Consider the following 16,685-nt stretch of genomic DNA (forward strand, 5'->3'; position numbering starts at 1 on the left):
TCCGTCGTGACGACCGCCCCTCCGGCGGTGGCTTCAACCGTGACCGTGGGGACCGCCCGTCGGGTGGTTTCAACCGCGATGACCGTGGTGGCGACCGTGGTGGCTTCCGTCGTGACGACCGCCCCTCGGGCGGTGGCGGCTTCAACCGTGACCGTGGCGATCGCCCGTCGGGTGGTTTCAACCGCGATGACCGTGGTGGCGACCGTGGCGGCTTCCGTCGCGACGACCGCCCCTCCGGTGGCGGCTTCAACCGTGACGACCGTCCGCGTCGTGACGACCGTCCGTCCGGTGGTGGCTTCAACCGTGACCGCGACGACCGTGGTGGCTTCCGTCGTGACGACCGCCCCTCGGGCGGTGGTTTCAACCGTGACCGTGGCGATCGCCCGTCGGGTGGTTTCAACCGCGATGACCGTGGTGGCGACCGTGGTGGCTTCCGTCGTGACGACCGCCCCTCCGGTGGCGGCTTCAACCGTGACCGTGGGGACCGCCCGTCGGGTGGTTTCAACCGCGATGACCGTGGTGGCGACCGTGGTGGCTTCCGTCGCGACGACCGCCCCTCCGGTGGCGGCTTCAACCGCGACCGCGGCGACCGCCCGTCCGGTGGTGGCGGTTTCCGTCGCGATGACCGTCCGGGCGGTTTCAACCGTGACCGTGACGACCGTCCGCGTCGTGACGACCGTCCGTCCGGTGGTGGCTTCAACCGTGACCGCGACGACCGCGGTGGCTTCCGTCGTGACGACCGCCCCTCCGGCGGTGGCTTCAACCGTGACCGTGGGGACCGCCCGTCGGGTGGTTTCAACCGCGATGACCGTGGTGGCGACCGTGGCGGCTTCCGCCGTGACGACCGCCCGTCCGGTGGCGGTTTCAACCGCGACCGCGGCGACCGTCGGGACGACCGCGGCGGCTACCGCGGCAACCGCGACGACCGCCGTGACGACCGGGGCGGCTACGACGACCGTCGTGGCAACTACGAGCCCGTCAAGCGCCTGCCGATCCCGGAGGACGTCACCGGCTTCGAGCTGGACGGGGACGTGCGCCAGGAGCTCAAGAGCCTTCCCAAGACGCTCGCGGACGATGTCGCCCGCAACCTGGTGATGGTGGCCCGCCTGCTCGACACCGAGCCGGAGGAGGCCTACCAGTTCTCCCGCGTCGCGCTCCGTCTGGCCTCCCGCGTGGCCGCCGTCCGTGAGGCGGCCGGTTTCGCCTCGTACATGACGCAGCGGTACTCCGAGGCGCTGACCGAGTTCCGTGCCGCCCGTCGGATGACCGGCCGCGCGGACCTGTGGCCCGTGATGGCCGACTGCGAGCGCGGTCTGGGCCGTCCGGAGCGGGCACTGGCGATGGCCGGTGAGCCCGAGGTGAAGCAGCTGGACAAGGCCGGCCAGGTCGAGATGCGCCTGGTGTCCGCCGGCGCCCGCTCCGACATGGAGCAGTTCGACGCGGCCGTGGTGACCCTGCAGAGCCCGGAGCTGGCCTCCAGCGCCGTGCACCCGTGGACCGCGCGTCTTCGGTACGCCTACGGCGAGGCGCTGATCGCGGCCGGCCGTGGCGACGAGGCCCGTGACTGGTTCGCGAAGGCGGCCGAGGCCGACACCGACGGCACGACCAACGCGGCGGAGCGCCTGGCCGAGATCGACGGCGTGGAGTTCGTGGACGCGCTCGACCCGGAGATGGCCGAGGAGGAGTCCGAGCAGGCCGACGCCCCGGCGAAGAAGCGCGGCGGCGAGGCCTCCGACGACCGCGTCATCTTCGAGGACGAGGAGGACGTCGAGGAGTACTACGACGAGGACGACCTCGAGATCGACGAGGAGTTCGACGGCGTGGTGCCCGCGCGCGCCGCCGAGGCCAAGGACGAGGCCAAGGCTGACGCCGAGGCCAAGGGCGACGCCCGCAGCTGAGCGGCTCCGACCGACGAGTGAGGCCCTGCCTGCTTCCCCTGGAATTCCAGGGGAAGCAGGCAGGGCCTCTTCGCGTTTCGGCGGGGAACCTAGCCCAGTTCGAGGTTGCGCAGCACCAGTCCGGTGGCCGGCTTCGGCCCGAAGGAGGTGGACTTGCGCGGCATGGTGACGCCCTGTTCGGCGAGCCTGCGGACCACGCTCTCCCGGACCGGGTGCAGCAGGACGGCGGTGCCGCCGGTGCGCGCGGCCTCCTGCTCGGCGGCTGCGGCGGTGTGCAGGTAGCCGATGTCGTCCGGGCCGTCGGGGACGTGCCAGGTGCGGTCGAGCAGGGTGGCGTGCAGGACCGTGGCGTCCAGGTGGCGCCACTCCTCGGGCCGGTCGTGCGGCACGGTGGCGTCGAGCAGTGCCTCCTCGGGCTCGCCGAGCAGCCAGTACACGCCGTCCCCGCCGGTCAGTATGAAGCCGTTGCCGCCGTGCCGTTTCTGTTCGGCGAGCGCCTGGAGGGCGGCGGTCAGCGGGCCGGGGACCTCCTTGACCTTCCACTGGTCGCCGAGCCTCTCCAGTGCCTCGGCCACGGGCAGCCGGTACAGCACCCGGTGGATGGCCCGGACCCGCAGCGGGTAGCGGGCGGTGTCCACCAGGAGCACCAGGCCGCGGTCCCACGGGCTGCGCGGCAGGTGGCGGTGCTCGCGCTGGAGGCGGAGGTACATCTCCCAGCGGTGGTGGCCGTCGGCGATCAGGGCCCGGCAGGTGGCGAGGTCGCGGCTGATCTCGGCGATCTCGGCGGGGTCGGCGACGGCCCAGAGGCGGTGGTGGGTGCCGTCGCTGGTGGCCGTGGAGAGCAGCGGCTCGCCCTGGACGGTCCGTTCGATGACGCCGGAGGCGCCGCCGCCGCCGCGGTAGGTGAGCAGCAGCGGTTCGAGGTTGGCCCGGGTGGTGCGCATCAGGCCGACCCGGTCGGCGACCGGCCGCGGCATCACGTCCTCGTGGGGGAGGACCACGCCGGCCTCGCGACCGCTCACCGCGAGGGCCCCGATCAGCCCGCGCTGGAGCAGTTCGGGGGAGTCGCCGGTGGCGGGCACGCGCTGCTCGTAGACGTAGAGCGCGGGCGCCGCGTCGGCGGCGAGGATCCCCTCGCGCTGCCAGGCGGCCAGGAGCCGGGCGGCGTGCCGGTACTTGGTGTCGCGGTCGGGCCGATCGCCGGCGTCCTCGGGCTCGGGCCTGGGCAGGATCAGCCGGACCACGTTGTGCGGGTCGGCGGTCTCCAGGTCGAGCCGGCGGCCGGGGTCGACGACGTCGTACGGCGGTGACATGACCGCGGCCAGGGCACCGACCCGATCGGGGACGTAGCGCAGGCCTCGGAAGGGTGACAGGGACAGGCCTGCGGTGGCGACGTGCCCGGGATTGCCGGGGCTGCCCTCGGGAGTCTCGACTCCGTCTTCTGCACTGGGTGTGCTCATTCTGGGCATCGTAACCGGGTACGCGTTGTTGAGAGATCGGAATACCCGTGCTGACCTGTGGGACGGGTGTGCGACCGAGGGCGAGGTACCGCATGGACGACGGGCAGGAACGGCTGGACGGCAGCGGCCCGGCCGAGCAGGGCGGGCCGGCCGGCGTCGGCGGCGGGGGCGCTCCGGCGCACGGCGGCGTGCCGGCGCAGGGGCGTTCCGGCGAGCCGACCGGGGACGTGTACGACTGGTTCCGGCGCGGCGGCAGGCTGCTGGCCCAGGGCAACCCGGCGGCCGCCGAGCAGCTGCTGGTCCGGGCGGCGGCGGCCGAGCCGCAGTCGCGCAGCATCCGGGAGACGCTGGCGCGAGCCCAGTTCGACACCGGTTCGTACGCGGCGGCGCTGGAGAACTTCCGGGCCGTCGCGCTGGCCGATCCGTCGGACGACTACGCTCAGTTCGGGTGGGGCGTCGCGGCGGCCCGGCTGGGCGACTTCGAGACGTCCGCCGAGCACCTGGCGCTGGCCGTGGCCATGCGGCCGGGCACCGAGCACTACCAGGCGGCGCTGCGGCAGACCAGGGCGACCCTGGCGGCCCGCGCCGGGGCGTTCGGCCCGCTGCTGCCCGGGGCACCCGGGTACCTGGCGCCCCCGCCGGGCCCGGACGGGGCGCCGACGGGCGACGCCGGTGCGGACGACGAGGTCTGACCGGCTCGGGGCCCACCCGCTCAAGGGCCCACCGGCTCAAGGGCCACCCGCTCGGGGGCACCCGAGGAAGTGAACGACGCAGTGAATGAGGTAGCGCAGCCATGACCGAGACGGCCACCACCGTGCGACGGACCGCCCCCGGCGGCAGCGAGCAGCCGCTGACCGAGGCGTACGACACGGCGCTGCTGGACCTGGACGGCGTGGTCTACGCGGGCCCGCACGCGATCGAGCACGCCGTGGACGCGCTGGCCGCCGCCCGGACGGCCGGGATGCGGCTCGCGTACGTGACCAACAACGCCTCCCGCCCGCCGCGGGTGGTGGCCGAGCACCTGACCGGGCTGGGCGTGCCGGCCGAGCCGGCCGACGTGATCAACTCGGCGCAGGCGGCCGCCCGGGTGGTCGCCGAGAAGGTGCCGGCCGGGGCGAAGGTGCTGGTCGTGGGTGGCCCGGGGCTGGAGGAGGCTCTGGCCGAGCGCGGGCTGGTCGCCGTCCGCTCGCTGGCCGAGGAGCCGCTCGCGGTGGTCCAGGGCTACGACCCGTCGGTCGGCTGGGCGCAGCTGGCGGAGGCCGCGTACGCGGTGCAGCAGGGGCTGCCGTGGGTGGCCTCCAACACCGACCTGACCATCCCGACCGCGCGCGGCATCGCGCCCGGCAACGGGACGCTGGTGGCGGCGGTGCGGGCGGCCGCCGGGGTGGACCCGGTGGTGGCGGGCAAGCCGCAGCCGCCGATGCACCGGGAGACCGTGCTGCGGACCGGTGCGCGGCGGCCACTGGTGGTCGGCGACCGGCTGGACACCGACATCGAGGGCGCGTTCAACGGCGGGGTGGACAGCCTGCTGGTCTTCACCGGGGTGACCACCCCGGCGCAGCTGCTGGCGGCCCCGGCCGAGCACCGGCCGACCTACCTGTCGGCGGACCTGCGCGGGCTGCTGGAGCCGCACCCGGCGGTCACGACCGGGGCGGACGGCTTCGGTTGCGGCGGCTGGGTCGCGTCGGCCGCCGGCGGCGTGCTGCGGCTGGACGGCGGCGGGGACCGCTGGGACGGTCTGCGGGCGCTGTGCGCGGCGGCGTGGACGGCGCTGGACGCGGACGGCGCACCGGCCGACGGGCGCAAGGCCCTGGCCGAGCTGGGGTTCTGAGCCGCCGCGCGGCGCTCAACGCGAGGGCGGTCGGGCCCGGAGCACTCGGGTCCGGAGCGCTCGGGTCCAAGAGGGAAGGACCACGGCGGCCGGGTTCAGAGCAGGGTGCGCAGCCGCAGCAGATCGCGGAAGCTCGCCTCCAGCCGGATCCGGCCGCCCGCCCAGGCGGACGCGAAGTTGAGCCCGCCGAAGACCACGGCGACCAGGTCGTCGCTGTTCATGGTGAGCCGGATCGCCGCCTTCTCGGCCGGGGCGCCGGGGGCCGAGGCGAGGTCGTGGATCCGGCCGTCGCGCAGTTGGCCGGTGAAGGTCAGGTCGAGGTCGGTGATCCGGCAGCTGAGCGAGCGGTCGAGAGCGGCCGCCCTGCGGACGTCACCGGTGGACTTCGCCATGTTCCGGCTGAGCTGTTCCAGCGCCTCGCGGCACTCCTCGGCGTTGGCCATGGCGGTGGTTCCCCTCCCTGGGTTCCCTGGTGGTTGCGGCAGGTGACGGCGATGGTCCCTGCCGGGCCACGGTACCGCAGGCGGGTTTTGGCGGTAGCGTCGTCCGTGGGGTGCCCGGATCGGCCCGGGCACCGACGGCGACGGAGCGATGCGCGCAGGCGCTAAGGAGGCACCCGGATGCTGCCGAGGACGGTGCGGGGAGTGGTGGAGGTCGCCGCCGGGCTGGCGGAGGAGGTCGGCAAGCGGGTCGTCGGGACGGCGGCCGTGATCCTGGAGCGGACCGGGGTCGACGTCACCGAGGTCGAGCGCCGGCTCGGCGGGCAGTTCCCGCCGTCGGCGAAGACGCTGCAGACGCTGGCGGAGGAGGCGGTCACCGCCGGGCGGGCCGGGGTGGACCTGGCCGTCGGGGTGGCGCGCGGCGAGGTGGAGAAGGCCTTCGAGAAGGTCGGCGACCAGGTGATGAAGGTCGGCGTGGTGCTCGCCTATCTGGAGAGCAAGCTGCGCGAGGTCGAGGAGGAGGCCGAGCCCGCGGTGCGGTCGGCCGGGTTCGACGAGGCGGCGGAGCCGGCGCCGGCGCCCCGGGCGGACGACCTGTTCGGGCGCGGCTGGGAGCGGGCGGACGAGCAGCCGGCGGCCCCGGCGGCGGGGGAGCCGGTAGTGGCCGAACGGGTGGAGGTGGACGAGCCGGTCGAGGTCGACCCGCCCGTCCCGCCGGTACGGCCGTCGCTACCGGGGAAGGCCGCCGCGAAGCGGACCCCGGCGAAGAAGGCGGCGGCCAAGAAGCCGGTGGCCAAGAAGACGGCCGCCAAGAAGACGACCGTGCGCAAGACGGCCGTCAAGAAGACCGCCACCGCGCAGCAGACCGCCGCCGAGCCGCCCGCGCAGCCCAAGGCGCCCGCGAAGCGTACGGCGACGAAGAAGACCACCGTCCGCAAGGCCACCAGCACGAAGAAGCCCGATGACCGGACCAGCTGAAGCCGTCGAACCGCTCGGCGTGGAACCGACCCCGACCGGCCACCCCGTCGTGGACGCCGGGCTGGCCCGGCTGGAGGCCCTGGACGGGGTCCCGGCCGAGGCACACGTCGAGGTGTACGAAGATGTTCACCAGCGGCTGGCCGACACGCTGGCCGCGCTCGACCAGGAATGACCCTGGAACGACCCGCAGGACCCGTAGGAGCTGAAACACCAGTGGCAGTGGCACGACGCCGACTCGACGCGGAGCTGGTCCGCCGCAAGCTGGCCCGGTCGCGTGAGCACGCGTCCGAGCTGATCGCGGCCGGCCGGGTGACCGTCGGAGGCACCACCGCGACCAAGCCGGCCACCCAGGTGGAGACCTCGGCCGCGGTCGTGGTGGCCGAGGACGACAACGACCCCGACTACGTCTCGCGCGGCGGGCACAAGCTGGCCGGGGCGTTCGCCGCCTTCGTCCCGCAGGGCCTGGTGGTCGAGGGCCGCCGGGCGCTGGACGCGGGCGCCTCCACCGGCGGCTTCACCGACGTCCTGCTGCGGGCCGGCGCGGCCGGCGTGCTGGCGGTGGACGTTGGCTACGGGCAGCTCGCGTGGTCGCTGCAGAGCGACGAGCGGGTGACGGTGATGGACCGCACCAACGTCCGGGAGCTGACCCTGGGGCTGATCGGCGGCACCCCGGTCGACCTGGTGGTCGGCGACCTGTCGTTCATCTCGCTGGGCCTGGTGCTGCCCGCGCTGGCCGCCTGCGCGGCCGGGGACGCGGACCTGGTGCTGATGGTCAAGCCGCAGTTCGAGATCGGCAAGGAGCGCCTGGGCAGCGGCGGGGTGGTGCGCAGCCCCCAGCTGCGCGCCGAGATGGTGCGCCAGGTCGCCGGGCAGGCGTGGGAGCTCGGGCTGGGCGTGCGCGCCGTCACCGCGAGCCCGCTGCCGGGCCCGTCCGGGAACGTGGAGTACTTCCTGTGGCTGCGCCGGGACGCCCCGCAGCTGGATCCCGCCGAGGCGGACCGGGCCGTCGCGGAGGGGCCCCGATAGGGTGCTGTGGGGGCGTCCGGTCCGTCATGCTGTGTGACGCGGCCGTACCGGGGCCGAAGGCGACCCGGCAGGCGTGAGGGAGAGGGCAGCGGCATGAGCGATGAAGAACGTACGGTCTTCCTGATCGCGCACACCGGCCGGGCGGCGGCGCTGCGCAGCGTCGAGGCCTTGGTGCACGGGCTGCTGAAGGCGGGCATCCGGATCAGACTGCTCGCCTCCGAGGCGCTGGACCTGGACCTGCCGGACGGGGTCGAGAAGGTGGCCGGGGGGCCGGGTGCGGCGGACGGCTGCGAGCTGATCCTGGTCGCCGGCGGGGACGGGACGCTGCTGCGCGGGGCGGAGCTGGCCCGCGAGCACGGGCTGCCGATGCTCGGGATCAACCTGGGCCGGGTCGGGTTCCTCGCCGAGGCCGAGCGGGACGATCTGGCCGTGGTGGTCGAGCGGGTGGTCGACGCCGACTACGAGGTCGAGGAGCGGATGACGATCGACGTCATCGTCCGCACCAACGGCGATGTGGTGCACCAGGACTGGGCGTTGAACGAGGCGTCGATAGAGAAGGCGTCCCGGGAGCGGATGCTGGAGGTGGTGACCGAGGTGGACGGCCGCCCGGTCTCCAACTTCGGCTGCGACGGCGTGGTGTGCGCGACGCCGACCGGTTCCACCGCGTACGCGTTCTCCGGCGGCGGGCCGGTGGTGTGGCCGGAGGTGGAGGCGCTGCTGATGGTGCCGATCTCCGCGCACGCGCTGTTCGCCCGCCCGCTGGTGACCTCGCCGGACTCGGTGCTGGCCGTCGAGGTGCAGCCCAAGACCCCGCACGGCGTGCTCTGGTGCGACGGGCGGCGCACGGTCGAACTGCCCGCCGGCGCACGGGTGGAGGTCCGCCGGGGGCAGACCCCGGTGCGCCTGGCCAGACTGCACCGGGCGCCGTTCACCGACCGGCTGGTGGCCAAGTTCGCGCTGCCGGTGACGGGTTGGCGCGGGCGGGCGAACACCCACTGCTGACCGCCCGTCGGTTCGCCGGTCAGATCGCCAGCGGCGGGGTGTCGCCGGGCGGCCCGTACCGGCCGCCCGCCGTCGCCCGGGCGGCGGTCTCGGCGAGCCGCTGCACGGCGGCGGGGACGGCCGGGGCCGGCACGGTGAGCGGGATCCGGATGTGGTGCTCGAACGCGCCGTCCGAGCCGAACCGGTTGCCCGAGGCGATCCGCACCCCGGCGCGTTCCCCGGCCCGGGCCAGCGCCGCGCCGGACAGCCCGCCGGTGGACACCCAGAGCGAGAGGCCGCCGGGCGGTGGCGTGAACGACCAGCCCGGCAGGTGCTCGGGCAGTGCGGCGGCGAAGGCGTGCGCCGTCGCCCGCAGCCGGTCCAGCTGGTGCGCCCGGACGGCGGGCAGCGGCTCGCCCAGCAGTTCGGCGGCGATCAGCTGTTCCAGGACCGGCGTGCCGACGTCGCTGTAGACCCGGTCGGCGGCCAGCCGGCGCACCAGCGCGGGCGCGGCCCGGACCCAGCCGATCCGCAGGCCGCCCCAGAGCAGCTTGCTGGCCGAGCCGACGGTGACCACCTGGGTGGACCGGTCCAGCGCCGCCATCGGGCGCGGCAGCGGGACGGACTCCGGTACGCCCCAGCCGAGTTCGGCGGTGGTCTCGTCGACCAGGACGATGCTGCCGGCGGCTCGGGCGGCGGCCAGCAGCTCGCGGCGCTGCTCCTCGCCGATCAGCGCACCGGTCGGATTGTGGAAGTCGGGGATCACGTAGGCGACCTTGGGCGCGGCCCCGCGCAGCACCCCGCGCCACTCGGCGAGGTCCCACTCGGGCTGGGGGCGGTAGCCGTACGGCACCGGCACCAGGCGGGCGCCGGTGATCCGGAGCGCCTGAAGGGTGTGGGCGTAGCTGGGCGCCTCGACGGCGACCCGGTCGCCGCGACCGATCAGCGCCCGCTGGACCAGGTGCAGCCCGCCCATCGCGCCGGTGGTGACGAGGATCTGGTCGGGGGTGGTGGGCAGGCCGCGCTGGGTGTAGCGGCGGGCGAGGGCCTCGCGCAGCACCGGGACGCCGGTGGGGTAGTGGCCGTGCCCGGCGGCGTAGCAGGGCAGCTGCTCGACGGCCCGGACGGTGGCCTCGCCGAGGAACGGTTGCGGGGCCGGCAGGGCGGCGACCCCGAGGTCCAGGGTGCGGCCCTGCTCGTCCGGGGGGACGGGGTGCAGCGCGTCGCTGGGCGGCGGGGCGCCCTCGGGCAGGGCGGTCCAGCTGCCGGCGCCGCGGCGGCTGAGCAGGTAGCCGTCGGCGCGCAGGGTCTCGTAGGCGGTGGCGACGGTGGTGCGGCTCAGCTCCAGGGCGCCGGCGAGTTCGCGTTCGGCGGGCAGCCGGGCGCCGACCGGCAGGCGGCCCTCGGTGACCAGCAGCCGGATCTGCCCGGCGAGGGTCCGGTAGGCGGGGCGGCGGGCGGTGGCCGGTTCGGGCAGCCGGGCGGCGGCGAGCAGCCGGGCGAGCGCGGGCGGGGTGATGGTGGTGTGCCAGTCGGCCAAGGCTGATCAGTCCACTTGCTCGAAATTGGCCCTGGAGCGGGCTCTATTGGCCTGACCATCATGGCAGTGCGGCCGTCGAGTCCGCCACCGCCGGGGCCGCCCGGGGTGCAGCACCACCCGCAGGAGCGCCCGATGGCCACCACGACCACGCCCACGACCACGTCCGAACCCGCCCCGGAGGCCGCCCGGCCCCCGCTCGCCGCCCGGGTGCTCGGCGACACCCACGCCCTGGGCCGCCGGATCCCGCAGCTCGCCGTCGGCCTCTACCTGTACGGCGCGAGCATGGCGCTGATGCTGCGCTCCGGCCTCGGCCTCGACCCGTGGGACGTCTTCCACCAGGGCCTGCAACGCGTCGCCGGCCTCTCGGTGGGCACCTGGGTGACCATCTGCGGCGCCCTGGTCCTGCTGCTGTGGATCCCGATCCGCCAGCGCCCGGGCGTCGGCACCGTCGCCAACGTGCTGGTGCTGGGCGCCTCGATGGACCTCACGCTGCGGATGGTCGACGGCCCGCACGGGCTGCCCGCCCGGATCGCGCTGATGGCCGCCGCGATCCTGCTCAACGGCCTGGCCACCGGCCTCTACATCGGTGCCCGCCTGGGCCCCGGCCCGCGCGACGGCCTGATGACCGGCCTGCACCGGCGCACCGGGCGTTCGCTGCGGCTGATCCGCACCGGCATCGAGGTGACGGTGCTGGTCGCCGGTGTCCTGCTGGGCGGCACCGCCGGGGTCGGCACGGTCGCGTACGCACTGGCGATCGGCCCGCTGGTGCAGATCTTCCTGCCGTGGTGCACGGTACCGGGACCCGGGCAAACGCCCCGGAAGGGGTGAACTTCCGGGCACGGAGTTGCCGCGCGGCGTTGCCGCTCGTCGCGCGCCGGGGGTGGAACCTCGTAAGGTCGTCTCCGTGTTGGACGAGATGCGGATACGGGATCTTGGGGTCATCGACGACGCGGTGGTCGAACTCGCCCCCGGCTTCACCGCCGTGACCGGTGAGACCGGCGCCGGAAAGACCATGGTCGTGACCAGCCTCGGCCTGCTGCTCGGCGGTCGCGCCGACCCGGGCCTGGTGCGCAACGGGACCGGACGCGCCGTCGTCGAGGGCCGGCTGGAGCTGCCCGCCGGTTCCCCGGCGGCGATCCGCGCGGCCGAGGCCGGGGCCGAACTGGACGAGGGCGCCCTGCTGATCAGCCGGACCGTCTCCGCCGAGGGCCGCTCCCGGGCGTACGTCGGCGGGCGGGCGGTCCCGGTCGGGCTGCTCACCGAACTCGGCGAGGAACTGATCGCCGTGCACGGCCAGACCGACCAGCAGCGGCTGCTGCGCCCGGCCCGCCAGCGCGGCGCGCTGGACCGGTACGCGGGCGAGGCGGTGGCCGAACCGCTGGCCCGCTACCGGGAGACCTACCGGAGCCTGCGCGAGGTCTCGGCCACCCTGGAGGAGCTGACCACCCGGGCCCGTGAACGCGCGCAGGAGGCCGATCTGCTGCGCTTCGGCCTGGAGGAGATCGCCGCCGCCGAGCCGGTGGCCGGCGAGGACACGGAGCTGGCCGCCGAGGCCGAGCGGCTGGGCCACGCCGACGCGCTGTCCTCCGCCGCGACCCTCGCCCACGCCGCCCTGGCCGGGGACCCGGCCGACCCGGAGGCACTGGACGCGGGCACCCTGCTCGCGCAGTCCCGCCGCGCGCTGGACGCTGTGCGCCACCACGACGAGCGCCTCGCCGGCCTCGCCGACCGCCTCAACGAGGTCGGCTACCTGCTCGCCGACGTGGCCGGCGACCTGGCCGGCTACGCGGACGACCTGGACGCCGACCCCGTCCGGCTCGCCGTCGTCGAGGACCGCCGGGCCGTCCTGGCCCAGCTGCTGCGCAAGTACGGCGGCCCGGAGAACTCCCTCGCCGAGGTGCTCGCCTGGGCCGAGGCCGGCTCCGCCCGGCTCGCCGAACTCGACGGCGACGACGACCGGATCGACCGGCTCGGCGCCCAGGAGACCGCGCTGCGGGCCGAGTTGGCCGAGCTGGCGGCCGAGGTGTCGGGCGCCCGGCAGGCCGCGGCCGGGCGTTTCGCCGAGGCCGTCTCCGCCGAACTCGCCGAACTGGCGATGCCGCACGCCCGGGTGACCTTCTCGATCGCCCAGGTCGACGACCTGTCGGGGATCGAGGTCGACGGCCGCACCGTCGCCTACGGCCCGCACGGCGTGGACGAGGTCGAGGTGCTGCTCGCCCCGCACCCCGGCGCCCAGCCCCGCCCGATCGCCAAGGGCGCCTCGGGAGGTGAGCTGTCCCGCGTGATGCTCGCCGTCGAGGTGGTCTTCGCGGGCGCCGACCCCGTCCCCACCTACCTGTTCGACGAGGTGGACGCGGGCGTCGGCGGCAAGGCCGCGGTCGAGATCGGCCGCCGGCTGGCCAAACTGGCCGAATCCGCCCAGGTCGTGGTGGTCACCCACCTGCCGCAGGTCGCCGCCTTCGCGGACCGGCACCTGGTGGTGGAGAAGACCAACGACGGCACCGTGACCCGCAGCGGCGTCAAGGTGCTGAACGACGAGGAGCGGGTGCGCGAACTCTCCAGGATGCTGGCCGGACTGGAGGACTCCGAGCTCGGCCGGGCCCACGCCGAGGAACTGCTGGCCGCCGCCCGGGCCCCGCGCCACCGCTAGGGCGTGTCCGGCCGATCTTGCCGGACAGGGCCTGGGGCACTTCGCGTCGAGCGCCCGGCCGGACCTGCTGCGACAGGTCCTGGCCGGGGTGCCCGACCCGCCGACAGGGTCGGGTGGCCCTTGCGGACGGAAGGCGACGCGCCCCTGGTGGCGCCGACTGTCCAAGAGGGCCGCCGACCTGGCATGGTGGCGGCTGGACATTGGCTTTCCAGTCCCGAGCGCCGCCGACGGGCAACCCTCGCGAAGCGGCGCGCGAACCTGATCGAGTCGGATGCGAGAGAACGTGGACCATTCCGCCGCCCGGGCCGCCGCTGCCACCCCAGAACCGGGACAACTGCACGTGGTACTCGTCCTGGCCGCCAGCACCGGCGGCATCGGTGCCCACGTGCGCTCCCTGGCGCAGGGCCTCGTCGCGCACGGCGTGATCGTCACGGTGTGCGCCCCGGCCGGCACGGACGCGCTGTTCGGCTTCTCCCGCACCGGCGCCAGGTTCCACACCGTCGACATCACCCCCACCGCCGGCGCCCGCAGTGACGCCACCGCGATCGGTGAGCTGCGCCGGGCCTTCACCGGCGCCGACGTGGTGCACGCGCACGGGCTGCGCGCCGGACTGCTCGCCGACCTCGCCCTGCGCACGGCAGGCCGCTTCCCGGGCCTGCGCCCGGAGACCCCGCTGGTGGTCACCTCCCACCACGCGCTGCTGGCCACCGGCCTGGAACGCCGCCTGCAGCGGCTGATGGAGCGCCGGGTCGCGCGCGCCGCCGACCTCGTCCTCGGCGCCTCCTCCGACCTGGTCGCCCGGGCCCGCGAGCTGGGCGCCACCGACGCCCGGCTCGGCCCGGTGGCCGCCCCGCCGATGCCCGAGGGCCGGCTCGACCGGGCCGCGGCGCGCGCCGCGCTGCTCGGCGACGGCCCGGACCGGCCGCTGGTGCTGGCGGTCGGCCGGCTCGTCCCGCAGAAGGCCTTCGGGCTGCTGCTGGACGCCACCCGCGAGCTGTCCGTGCTGGACCCGGAGCCGCTGCTGCTGGTCGCCGGGGACGGCCCGGAGGCGGCCGGGCTGCGCGAGCGGGTCGCCGCCGAGAAGCTGCCGGTGCGGCTGCTCGGCTTCCGCACCGACGTGCCCGACCTGCTGGCGGCCGCCGACGTGGTGGTGGTCGCCAGTCGCTGGGAGGCCCGCTCGCTGGTGGTGCAGGAGTCGATGCGGGCCGGCGTGCCGGTGGTCGCCACCGCCGTCGGCGGGATCCCCGAGCTGGTCGGCGACGCGGCCGTGCTGGTGCCGGCCGGCGACCCGGTCGCGATCGGCCGGGCGGTGCGCGGGCTGCTGGCCGACCCGGCGGGCCGCGAGCGGCTGGTGGCGGCCGGCCGGCAGCAGGCCGAGACCTGGCCGGACGAGGCCGCCACCGTCGCCCAGGTGCTCAGCACCTATGACGAGCTGGTCCAGCGGCCCTAGGCCGCCGGACCGCCGGCCGCCGGGCTGCTAGACCGTCGCCTGCTCGACCCGCTCGGCCGCCAGGCCGTCCGGCTGGGCGGACAGGTAGGCGCCGCCGCAGGCGGTCAGCCGCAGTGCGGTGTCGATCAGCGGGACGTGGCTGAAGGCCTGCGGGAAGTTGCCGACCTGGCGCTTGAGCCGCGGGTCCCACTCCTCGGCGAGCAGTCCGAGGTCGTTGCGCAGCGCGAGCAGCCGGTCGAACAGCTCGCGCGCCTCCTGCACCCGGCCGATCATGGCGAGGTCGTCGGCCAGCCAGAACGAGCAGGCCAGGAAGGCGCCCTCGTGGCCGGAGAGGCCGTCGACGTTGTTGCCGCTCTCGTCGTGGGTCGGGTAGCGCAGCACGAAGCCGTCCTCGGTGGACAGCTCGCGCTGGATCGCCTCGATGGTGCCGATGACGCGCTTGTCGTCCGGCGGCAGGAAGCCGACCTGGGGGATGAGCAGCAGCGAGGCGTCCAGCTCCTTGCCGCCGTAGTACTGGGTGAAGGTGTTGCGCTCCGGGTCGTAGCCCTTCTCGCAGACGTCCCGGTGGATGGTCTCGCGCAGCTCGCGCCAGCGCTCCAGGTGGCCGTCGGAGGGGGCGTCCTCGGGGGTCTGCTCCAGCAGCTTGATCGTCCGGTCGACGGCGACCCAGGCCATCACCTTGGAGTGGACGAAGTGCCGGCGCGGGCCGCGGACCTCCCAGATGCCCTCGTCCGGCTCCTGCCAGTGGTCCTCCAGGTACTCGATCAGGCGCAGCTGGAGGTGGTGGGCGTGGTCGTTGCGGACCAGGCCGGTCATGTGGGCCAGGTGCAGGGCCTCGACGACCTCGCCGTAGACGTCCAGCTGGAGCTGGCCGGCCGCGCCGTTGCCGACCCGGACGGGCTGTGAGCCCTCGTAGCCGGGCAGCCAGTCCAGCGAGGACTCGGTGAGCTCGCGCTCGCCGGCGATGCCGTACATGATCTGGAGGTTCTCCGGGTCGCCGGCGACGGCGCGCAGCAGCCACTCGCGCCAGGCCTTGGCCTCGTCGCGGTAGCCGGTGCGCAGCAGCGAGGAGAGGGTGATCGCGGCGTCGCGCAGCCAGGTGTAGCGGTAGTCCCAGTTGCGCTCACCGCCGATGTCCTCGGGCAGCGAGGTGGTGGGGGCGGCGACGATGCCGCCGGTGGGGGCGTAGGTGAGGCCCTTGAGGGTGATCAGGGAGCGGATCACGGCCTCGCGGTAGGGGCCCTGGTAGGTGCACTGGGCGGCCCACTCGTGCCAGAAGTCGGTGGTGGCGTCGAGCATCTCCTCGGCGTCCGGGGCCTTCGGCGCGTCCAGGTGGGAGGCCTGCCAGGTCAGCGCGAAGGCGATCCGCTCGCCTGCGGTGACGGTGAAGTCGGCGTAGGTGGTCAGGTCGCGGCCGTAGGTCTCGGACTCGCCGTCCAGCCACACCGAGTCGGGCCCGGCCACGGCGACGGTCCGGTGGCCGCCGCCGGCCTGCTCGACCCGGTGCACCCAGGGCACGATGCGCCCGTACGAGAAGCGCATCCGCACCGCCGAGCGCATCCGGACGGTGCCGGACACGCCCTCGACGATCCGGATCACCTGGGGGACGGCGTCGCGGCCGGCCAGCGGGCGCGGCGGCATGAAGTCGATCACCCGGACGGTGCCACCCTGGGTGTCCCACTCCTGTTCCAGAACCAGCGAGTCGCCCCGGTAGCGGCGGCGGTCGGCGGGCACCGCGGGGGCGGCCGCGGTGGGCGGCGGGACCCTCAGATCGGCGGTGTCGGTGAAGCGGGGGAGGCCGAGGGCGGGGGCGGCCGGGGTGGGGGGTGCCGCGGGGGTGGGGACTTCGGTCGCGACGGCTTCGGCCGGACCGATCCGCCAGAAGCCGTGTTCATCGGTGCCGAGCAGGCCGGCGAACACGGCCGGAGAGTCGAAGCGGGGCAGGCAGAGCCAGTCCACCGCCCCGTCCCTGCTGACCAGGGCAGCGGTCTGCATGTCCCCGATGAGTGCGTAGTCCTCGATACGGCCGGCCACGTGGATCTCCAGTTCGCAATGTGGTCACGACGCATCGGCGATCTGGGGGAGCGAGCGGTCTGCGGGGCCGGAGCCCACCCCGGGACGTCCGGCTCGCCGAGGGGTGGTGGCGGGCCTTGCTGGAGTGTCCGCGCGGGGCTCGGTCGAGCCCCTGGGGTGGGAGGGGAGGAGCTGGAATACGGGGAGGTCCGGTCGCGCATCGGGGACCGGGAGTGTCCTGACCTCCCACGCCCTCCGCGTGCTCGTGCTGTCGGCGATGCGTCCGTGCAGCTTACGACGGACGAAAGGGGCGAAGCACGCGGGCGCAGCCTCGTGTGGCGCCACAATTCGGCGGAAATGCCGTGCATCGCGAGGACGCCGGGCAGGATGGTCCGGACGGATCAGTTCCGGCTGGTCC

The 16,685-nt window shown here is 74.9% G+C and carries 14 protein-coding genes and 1 pseudogene; 11 read left to right on the forward strand and 4 right to left on the reverse strand.

Annotation, left to right across the window (positions count from 1 at the left end; all coding sequences use genetic code 11):
• Together AC07AL_RS07405 and AC07AL_RS07410 are read left to right on the forward strand one after the other, a co-directional pair.
• Positions 1-752: pseudogene (locus tag AC07AL_RS07405) on the forward strand (hypothetical protein); the annotation flags it as partial.
• 234 nt (positions 753-986) lie between these two features.
• Positions 987-1,898 (forward strand): tetratricopeptide repeat protein, encoded by a 912-nt coding sequence (locus AC07AL_RS07410; RefSeq protein ID WP_478317198.1) that lies wholly within the window; start codon positions 987-989, stop codon positions 1,896-1,898.
• Between the two features lie 89 nt (positions 1,899-1,987).
• Here AC07AL_RS07410 and AC07AL_RS07415 read toward each other — a convergent pair whose 3' ends face one another.
• Positions 1,988-3,358, reverse strand: a complete 1,371-nt coding sequence (locus AC07AL_RS07415; protein ID WP_363633569.1) for a DUF1015 domain-containing protein — start codon at positions 3,356-3,358, stop codon at positions 1,988-1,990.
• A 92-nt stretch (positions 3,359-3,450) separates the two neighbouring features.
• Here AC07AL_RS07415 and AC07AL_RS07420 point away from each other — a divergent pair, with 92 nt between their 5' ends.
• Together AC07AL_RS07420 and AC07AL_RS07425 are read left to right on the forward strand one after the other, a co-directional pair.
• On the forward strand, positions 3,451-4,050 hold the full coding sequence (locus tag AC07AL_RS07420; protein ID WP_363589375.1) for a tetratricopeptide repeat protein: 600 nt from the start codon (positions 3,451-3,453) through the stop codon (positions 4,048-4,050).
• A gap of 101 nt (positions 4,051-4,151) precedes the next feature.
• Positions 4,152-5,189, forward strand: coding sequence for an HAD-IIA family hydrolase (locus AC07AL_RS07425; protein WP_363589373.1), 1,038 nt, complete (start codon positions 4,152-4,154; stop codon positions 5,187-5,189).
• A 95-nt stretch (positions 5,190-5,284) separates the two neighbouring features.
• Here the strand turns inward: AC07AL_RS07425 and AC07AL_RS07430 are convergent, their stop codons facing one another.
• On the reverse strand, positions 5,285-5,632 hold the full coding sequence (locus tag AC07AL_RS07430) for a sterol-binding protein (protein ID WP_478317149.1): 348 nt from the start codon (positions 5,630-5,632) through the stop codon (positions 5,285-5,287).
• A gap of 177 nt (positions 5,633-5,809) precedes the next feature.
• Here AC07AL_RS07430 and AC07AL_RS07435 point away from each other — a divergent pair, with 177 nt between their 5' ends.
• The 4 genes from AC07AL_RS07435 (at position 5,810) to AC07AL_RS07450 (ending at position 8,635) form a co-directional block, all read left to right on the forward strand.
• Positions 5,810-6,607 carry a histone H1-like repetitive region-containing protein gene (locus tag AC07AL_RS07435; protein WP_478317150.1) on the forward strand — a complete coding sequence of 266 codons (798 nt, stop codon included), beginning with the start codon at positions 5,810-5,812 and terminating at the stop codon, positions 6,605-6,607.
• Positions 6,591-6,779, forward strand: coding sequence for a hypothetical protein (locus tag AC07AL_RS07440; protein WP_363589367.1), 189 nt, complete (start codon positions 6,591-6,593; stop codon positions 6,777-6,779). Before AC07AL_RS07435 ends, AC07AL_RS07440 begins: the two co-directional genes overlap by 17 nt.
• Entirely contained in the window at positions 6,776-7,633 is an 858-nt protein-coding gene (locus tag AC07AL_RS07445; protein WP_363589365.1) for a TlyA family RNA methyltransferase, read from the forward strand. Before AC07AL_RS07440 ends, AC07AL_RS07445 begins: the two co-directional genes overlap by 4 nt.
• Positions 7,634-7,726: 93 nt before the next feature.
• A complete protein-coding gene (locus AC07AL_RS07450) occupies positions 7,727-8,635 on the forward strand; it encodes an NAD kinase (RefSeq protein ID WP_063349647.1) in 909 nt (302 codons plus the stop codon).
• A 19-nt stretch (positions 8,636-8,654) separates the two neighbouring features.
• Here the strand turns inward: AC07AL_RS07450 and yczR are convergent, their stop codons facing one another.
• Positions 8,655-10,154 (reverse strand): MocR-like transcription factor YczR, encoded by a 1,500-nt coding sequence (gene yczR, locus AC07AL_RS07455; RefSeq protein WP_363589363.1) that lies wholly within the window; start codon positions 10,152-10,154, stop codon positions 8,655-8,657.
• Positions 10,155-10,286: 132 nt separating this feature from the next.
• Between yczR and yczE the strand changes: the two genes are divergently transcribed.
• The 3 genes from yczE (at position 10,287) to AC07AL_RS07470 (ending at position 14,254) form a co-directional block, all read left to right on the forward strand.
• The gene (gene yczE, locus AC07AL_RS07460) at positions 10,287-10,982 is read left to right on the forward strand and encodes a membrane protein YczE (protein WP_400812510.1); all 696 of its coding nucleotides are present in this window, start codon (positions 10,287-10,289) and stop codon (positions 10,980-10,982) included.
• 88 nt (positions 10,983-11,070) lie between these two features.
• Positions 11,071-12,804: a DNA repair protein RecN gene (gene recN, locus AC07AL_RS07465; protein WP_363589379.1), complete on the forward strand. Its 1,734-nt coding sequence runs from the start codon at positions 11,071-11,073 to the stop codon at positions 12,802-12,804.
• Positions 12,805-13,075: 271 nt separating this feature from the next.
• The gene (locus AC07AL_RS07470) at positions 13,076-14,254 is read left to right on the forward strand and encodes a glycosyltransferase family 4 protein (RefSeq protein ID WP_363589361.1); all 1,179 of its coding nucleotides are present in this window, start codon (positions 13,076-13,078) and stop codon (positions 14,252-14,254) included.
• 27 nt (positions 14,255-14,281) lie between these two features.
• On the opposite strand, the gene AC07AL_RS07475 is transcribed toward AC07AL_RS07470, so the two are convergent.
• A complete protein-coding gene (locus AC07AL_RS07475) occupies positions 14,282-16,288 on the reverse strand; it encodes a glycoside hydrolase family 15 protein (protein WP_400844681.1) in 2,007 nt (668 codons plus the stop codon).
• Between the last annotated feature and the right edge of the window lie 397 nt (positions 16,289-16,685).

Source organism: Kitasatospora sp. NPDC043949 (assembly GCF_056435365.1).

Excerpts from the sequence above, each read along its gene's own strand:
- AC07AL_RS07445 (WP_363589365.1), top strand. The coding sequence starts at position 6,776 with ATGACCCTGGAACGACCCGCAGGACCCGTAGGAGCTGAAACACCAGTG.
- AC07AL_RS07420 (WP_363589375.1), top strand. The coding sequence starts at position 3,451 with ATGGACGACGGGCAGGAACGGCTGGACGGCAGCGGCCCGGCCGAGCAG.
- AC07AL_RS07470 (WP_363589361.1), top strand. The coding sequence starts at position 13,076 with ATGCGAGAGAACGTGGACCATTCCGCCGCCCGGGCCGCCGCTGCCACC.
- recN (WP_363589379.1), top strand. The coding sequence starts at position 11,071 with ATGCGGATACGGGATCTTGGGGTCATCGACGACGCGGTGGTCGAACTC.
- AC07AL_RS07415 (WP_363633569.1), bottom strand. The coding sequence starts at position 3,358 with ATGAGCACACCCAGTGCAGAAGACGGAGTCGAGACTCCCGAGGGCAGC.
- AC07AL_RS07435 (WP_478317150.1), top strand. The coding sequence starts at position 5,810 with ATGCTGCCGAGGACGGTGCGGGGAGTGGTGGAGGTCGCCGCCGGGCTG.
- yczE (WP_400812510.1), top strand. The coding sequence starts at position 10,287 with ATGGCCACCACGACCACGCCCACGACCACGTCCGAACCCGCCCCGGAG.
- AC07AL_RS07440 (WP_363589367.1), top strand. The coding sequence starts at position 6,591 with ATGACCGGACCAGCTGAAGCCGTCGAACCGCTCGGCGTGGAACCGACC.
- AC07AL_RS07425 (WP_363589373.1), top strand. The coding sequence starts at position 4,152 with ATGACCGAGACGGCCACCACCGTGCGACGGACCGCCCCCGGCGGCAGC.
- AC07AL_RS07450 (WP_063349647.1), top strand. The coding sequence starts at position 7,727 with ATGAGCGATGAAGAACGTACGGTCTTCCTGATCGCGCACACCGGCCGG.
- AC07AL_RS07430 (WP_478317149.1), bottom strand. The coding sequence starts at position 5,632 with ATGGCCAACGCCGAGGAGTGCCGCGAGGCGCTGGAACAGCTCAGCCGG.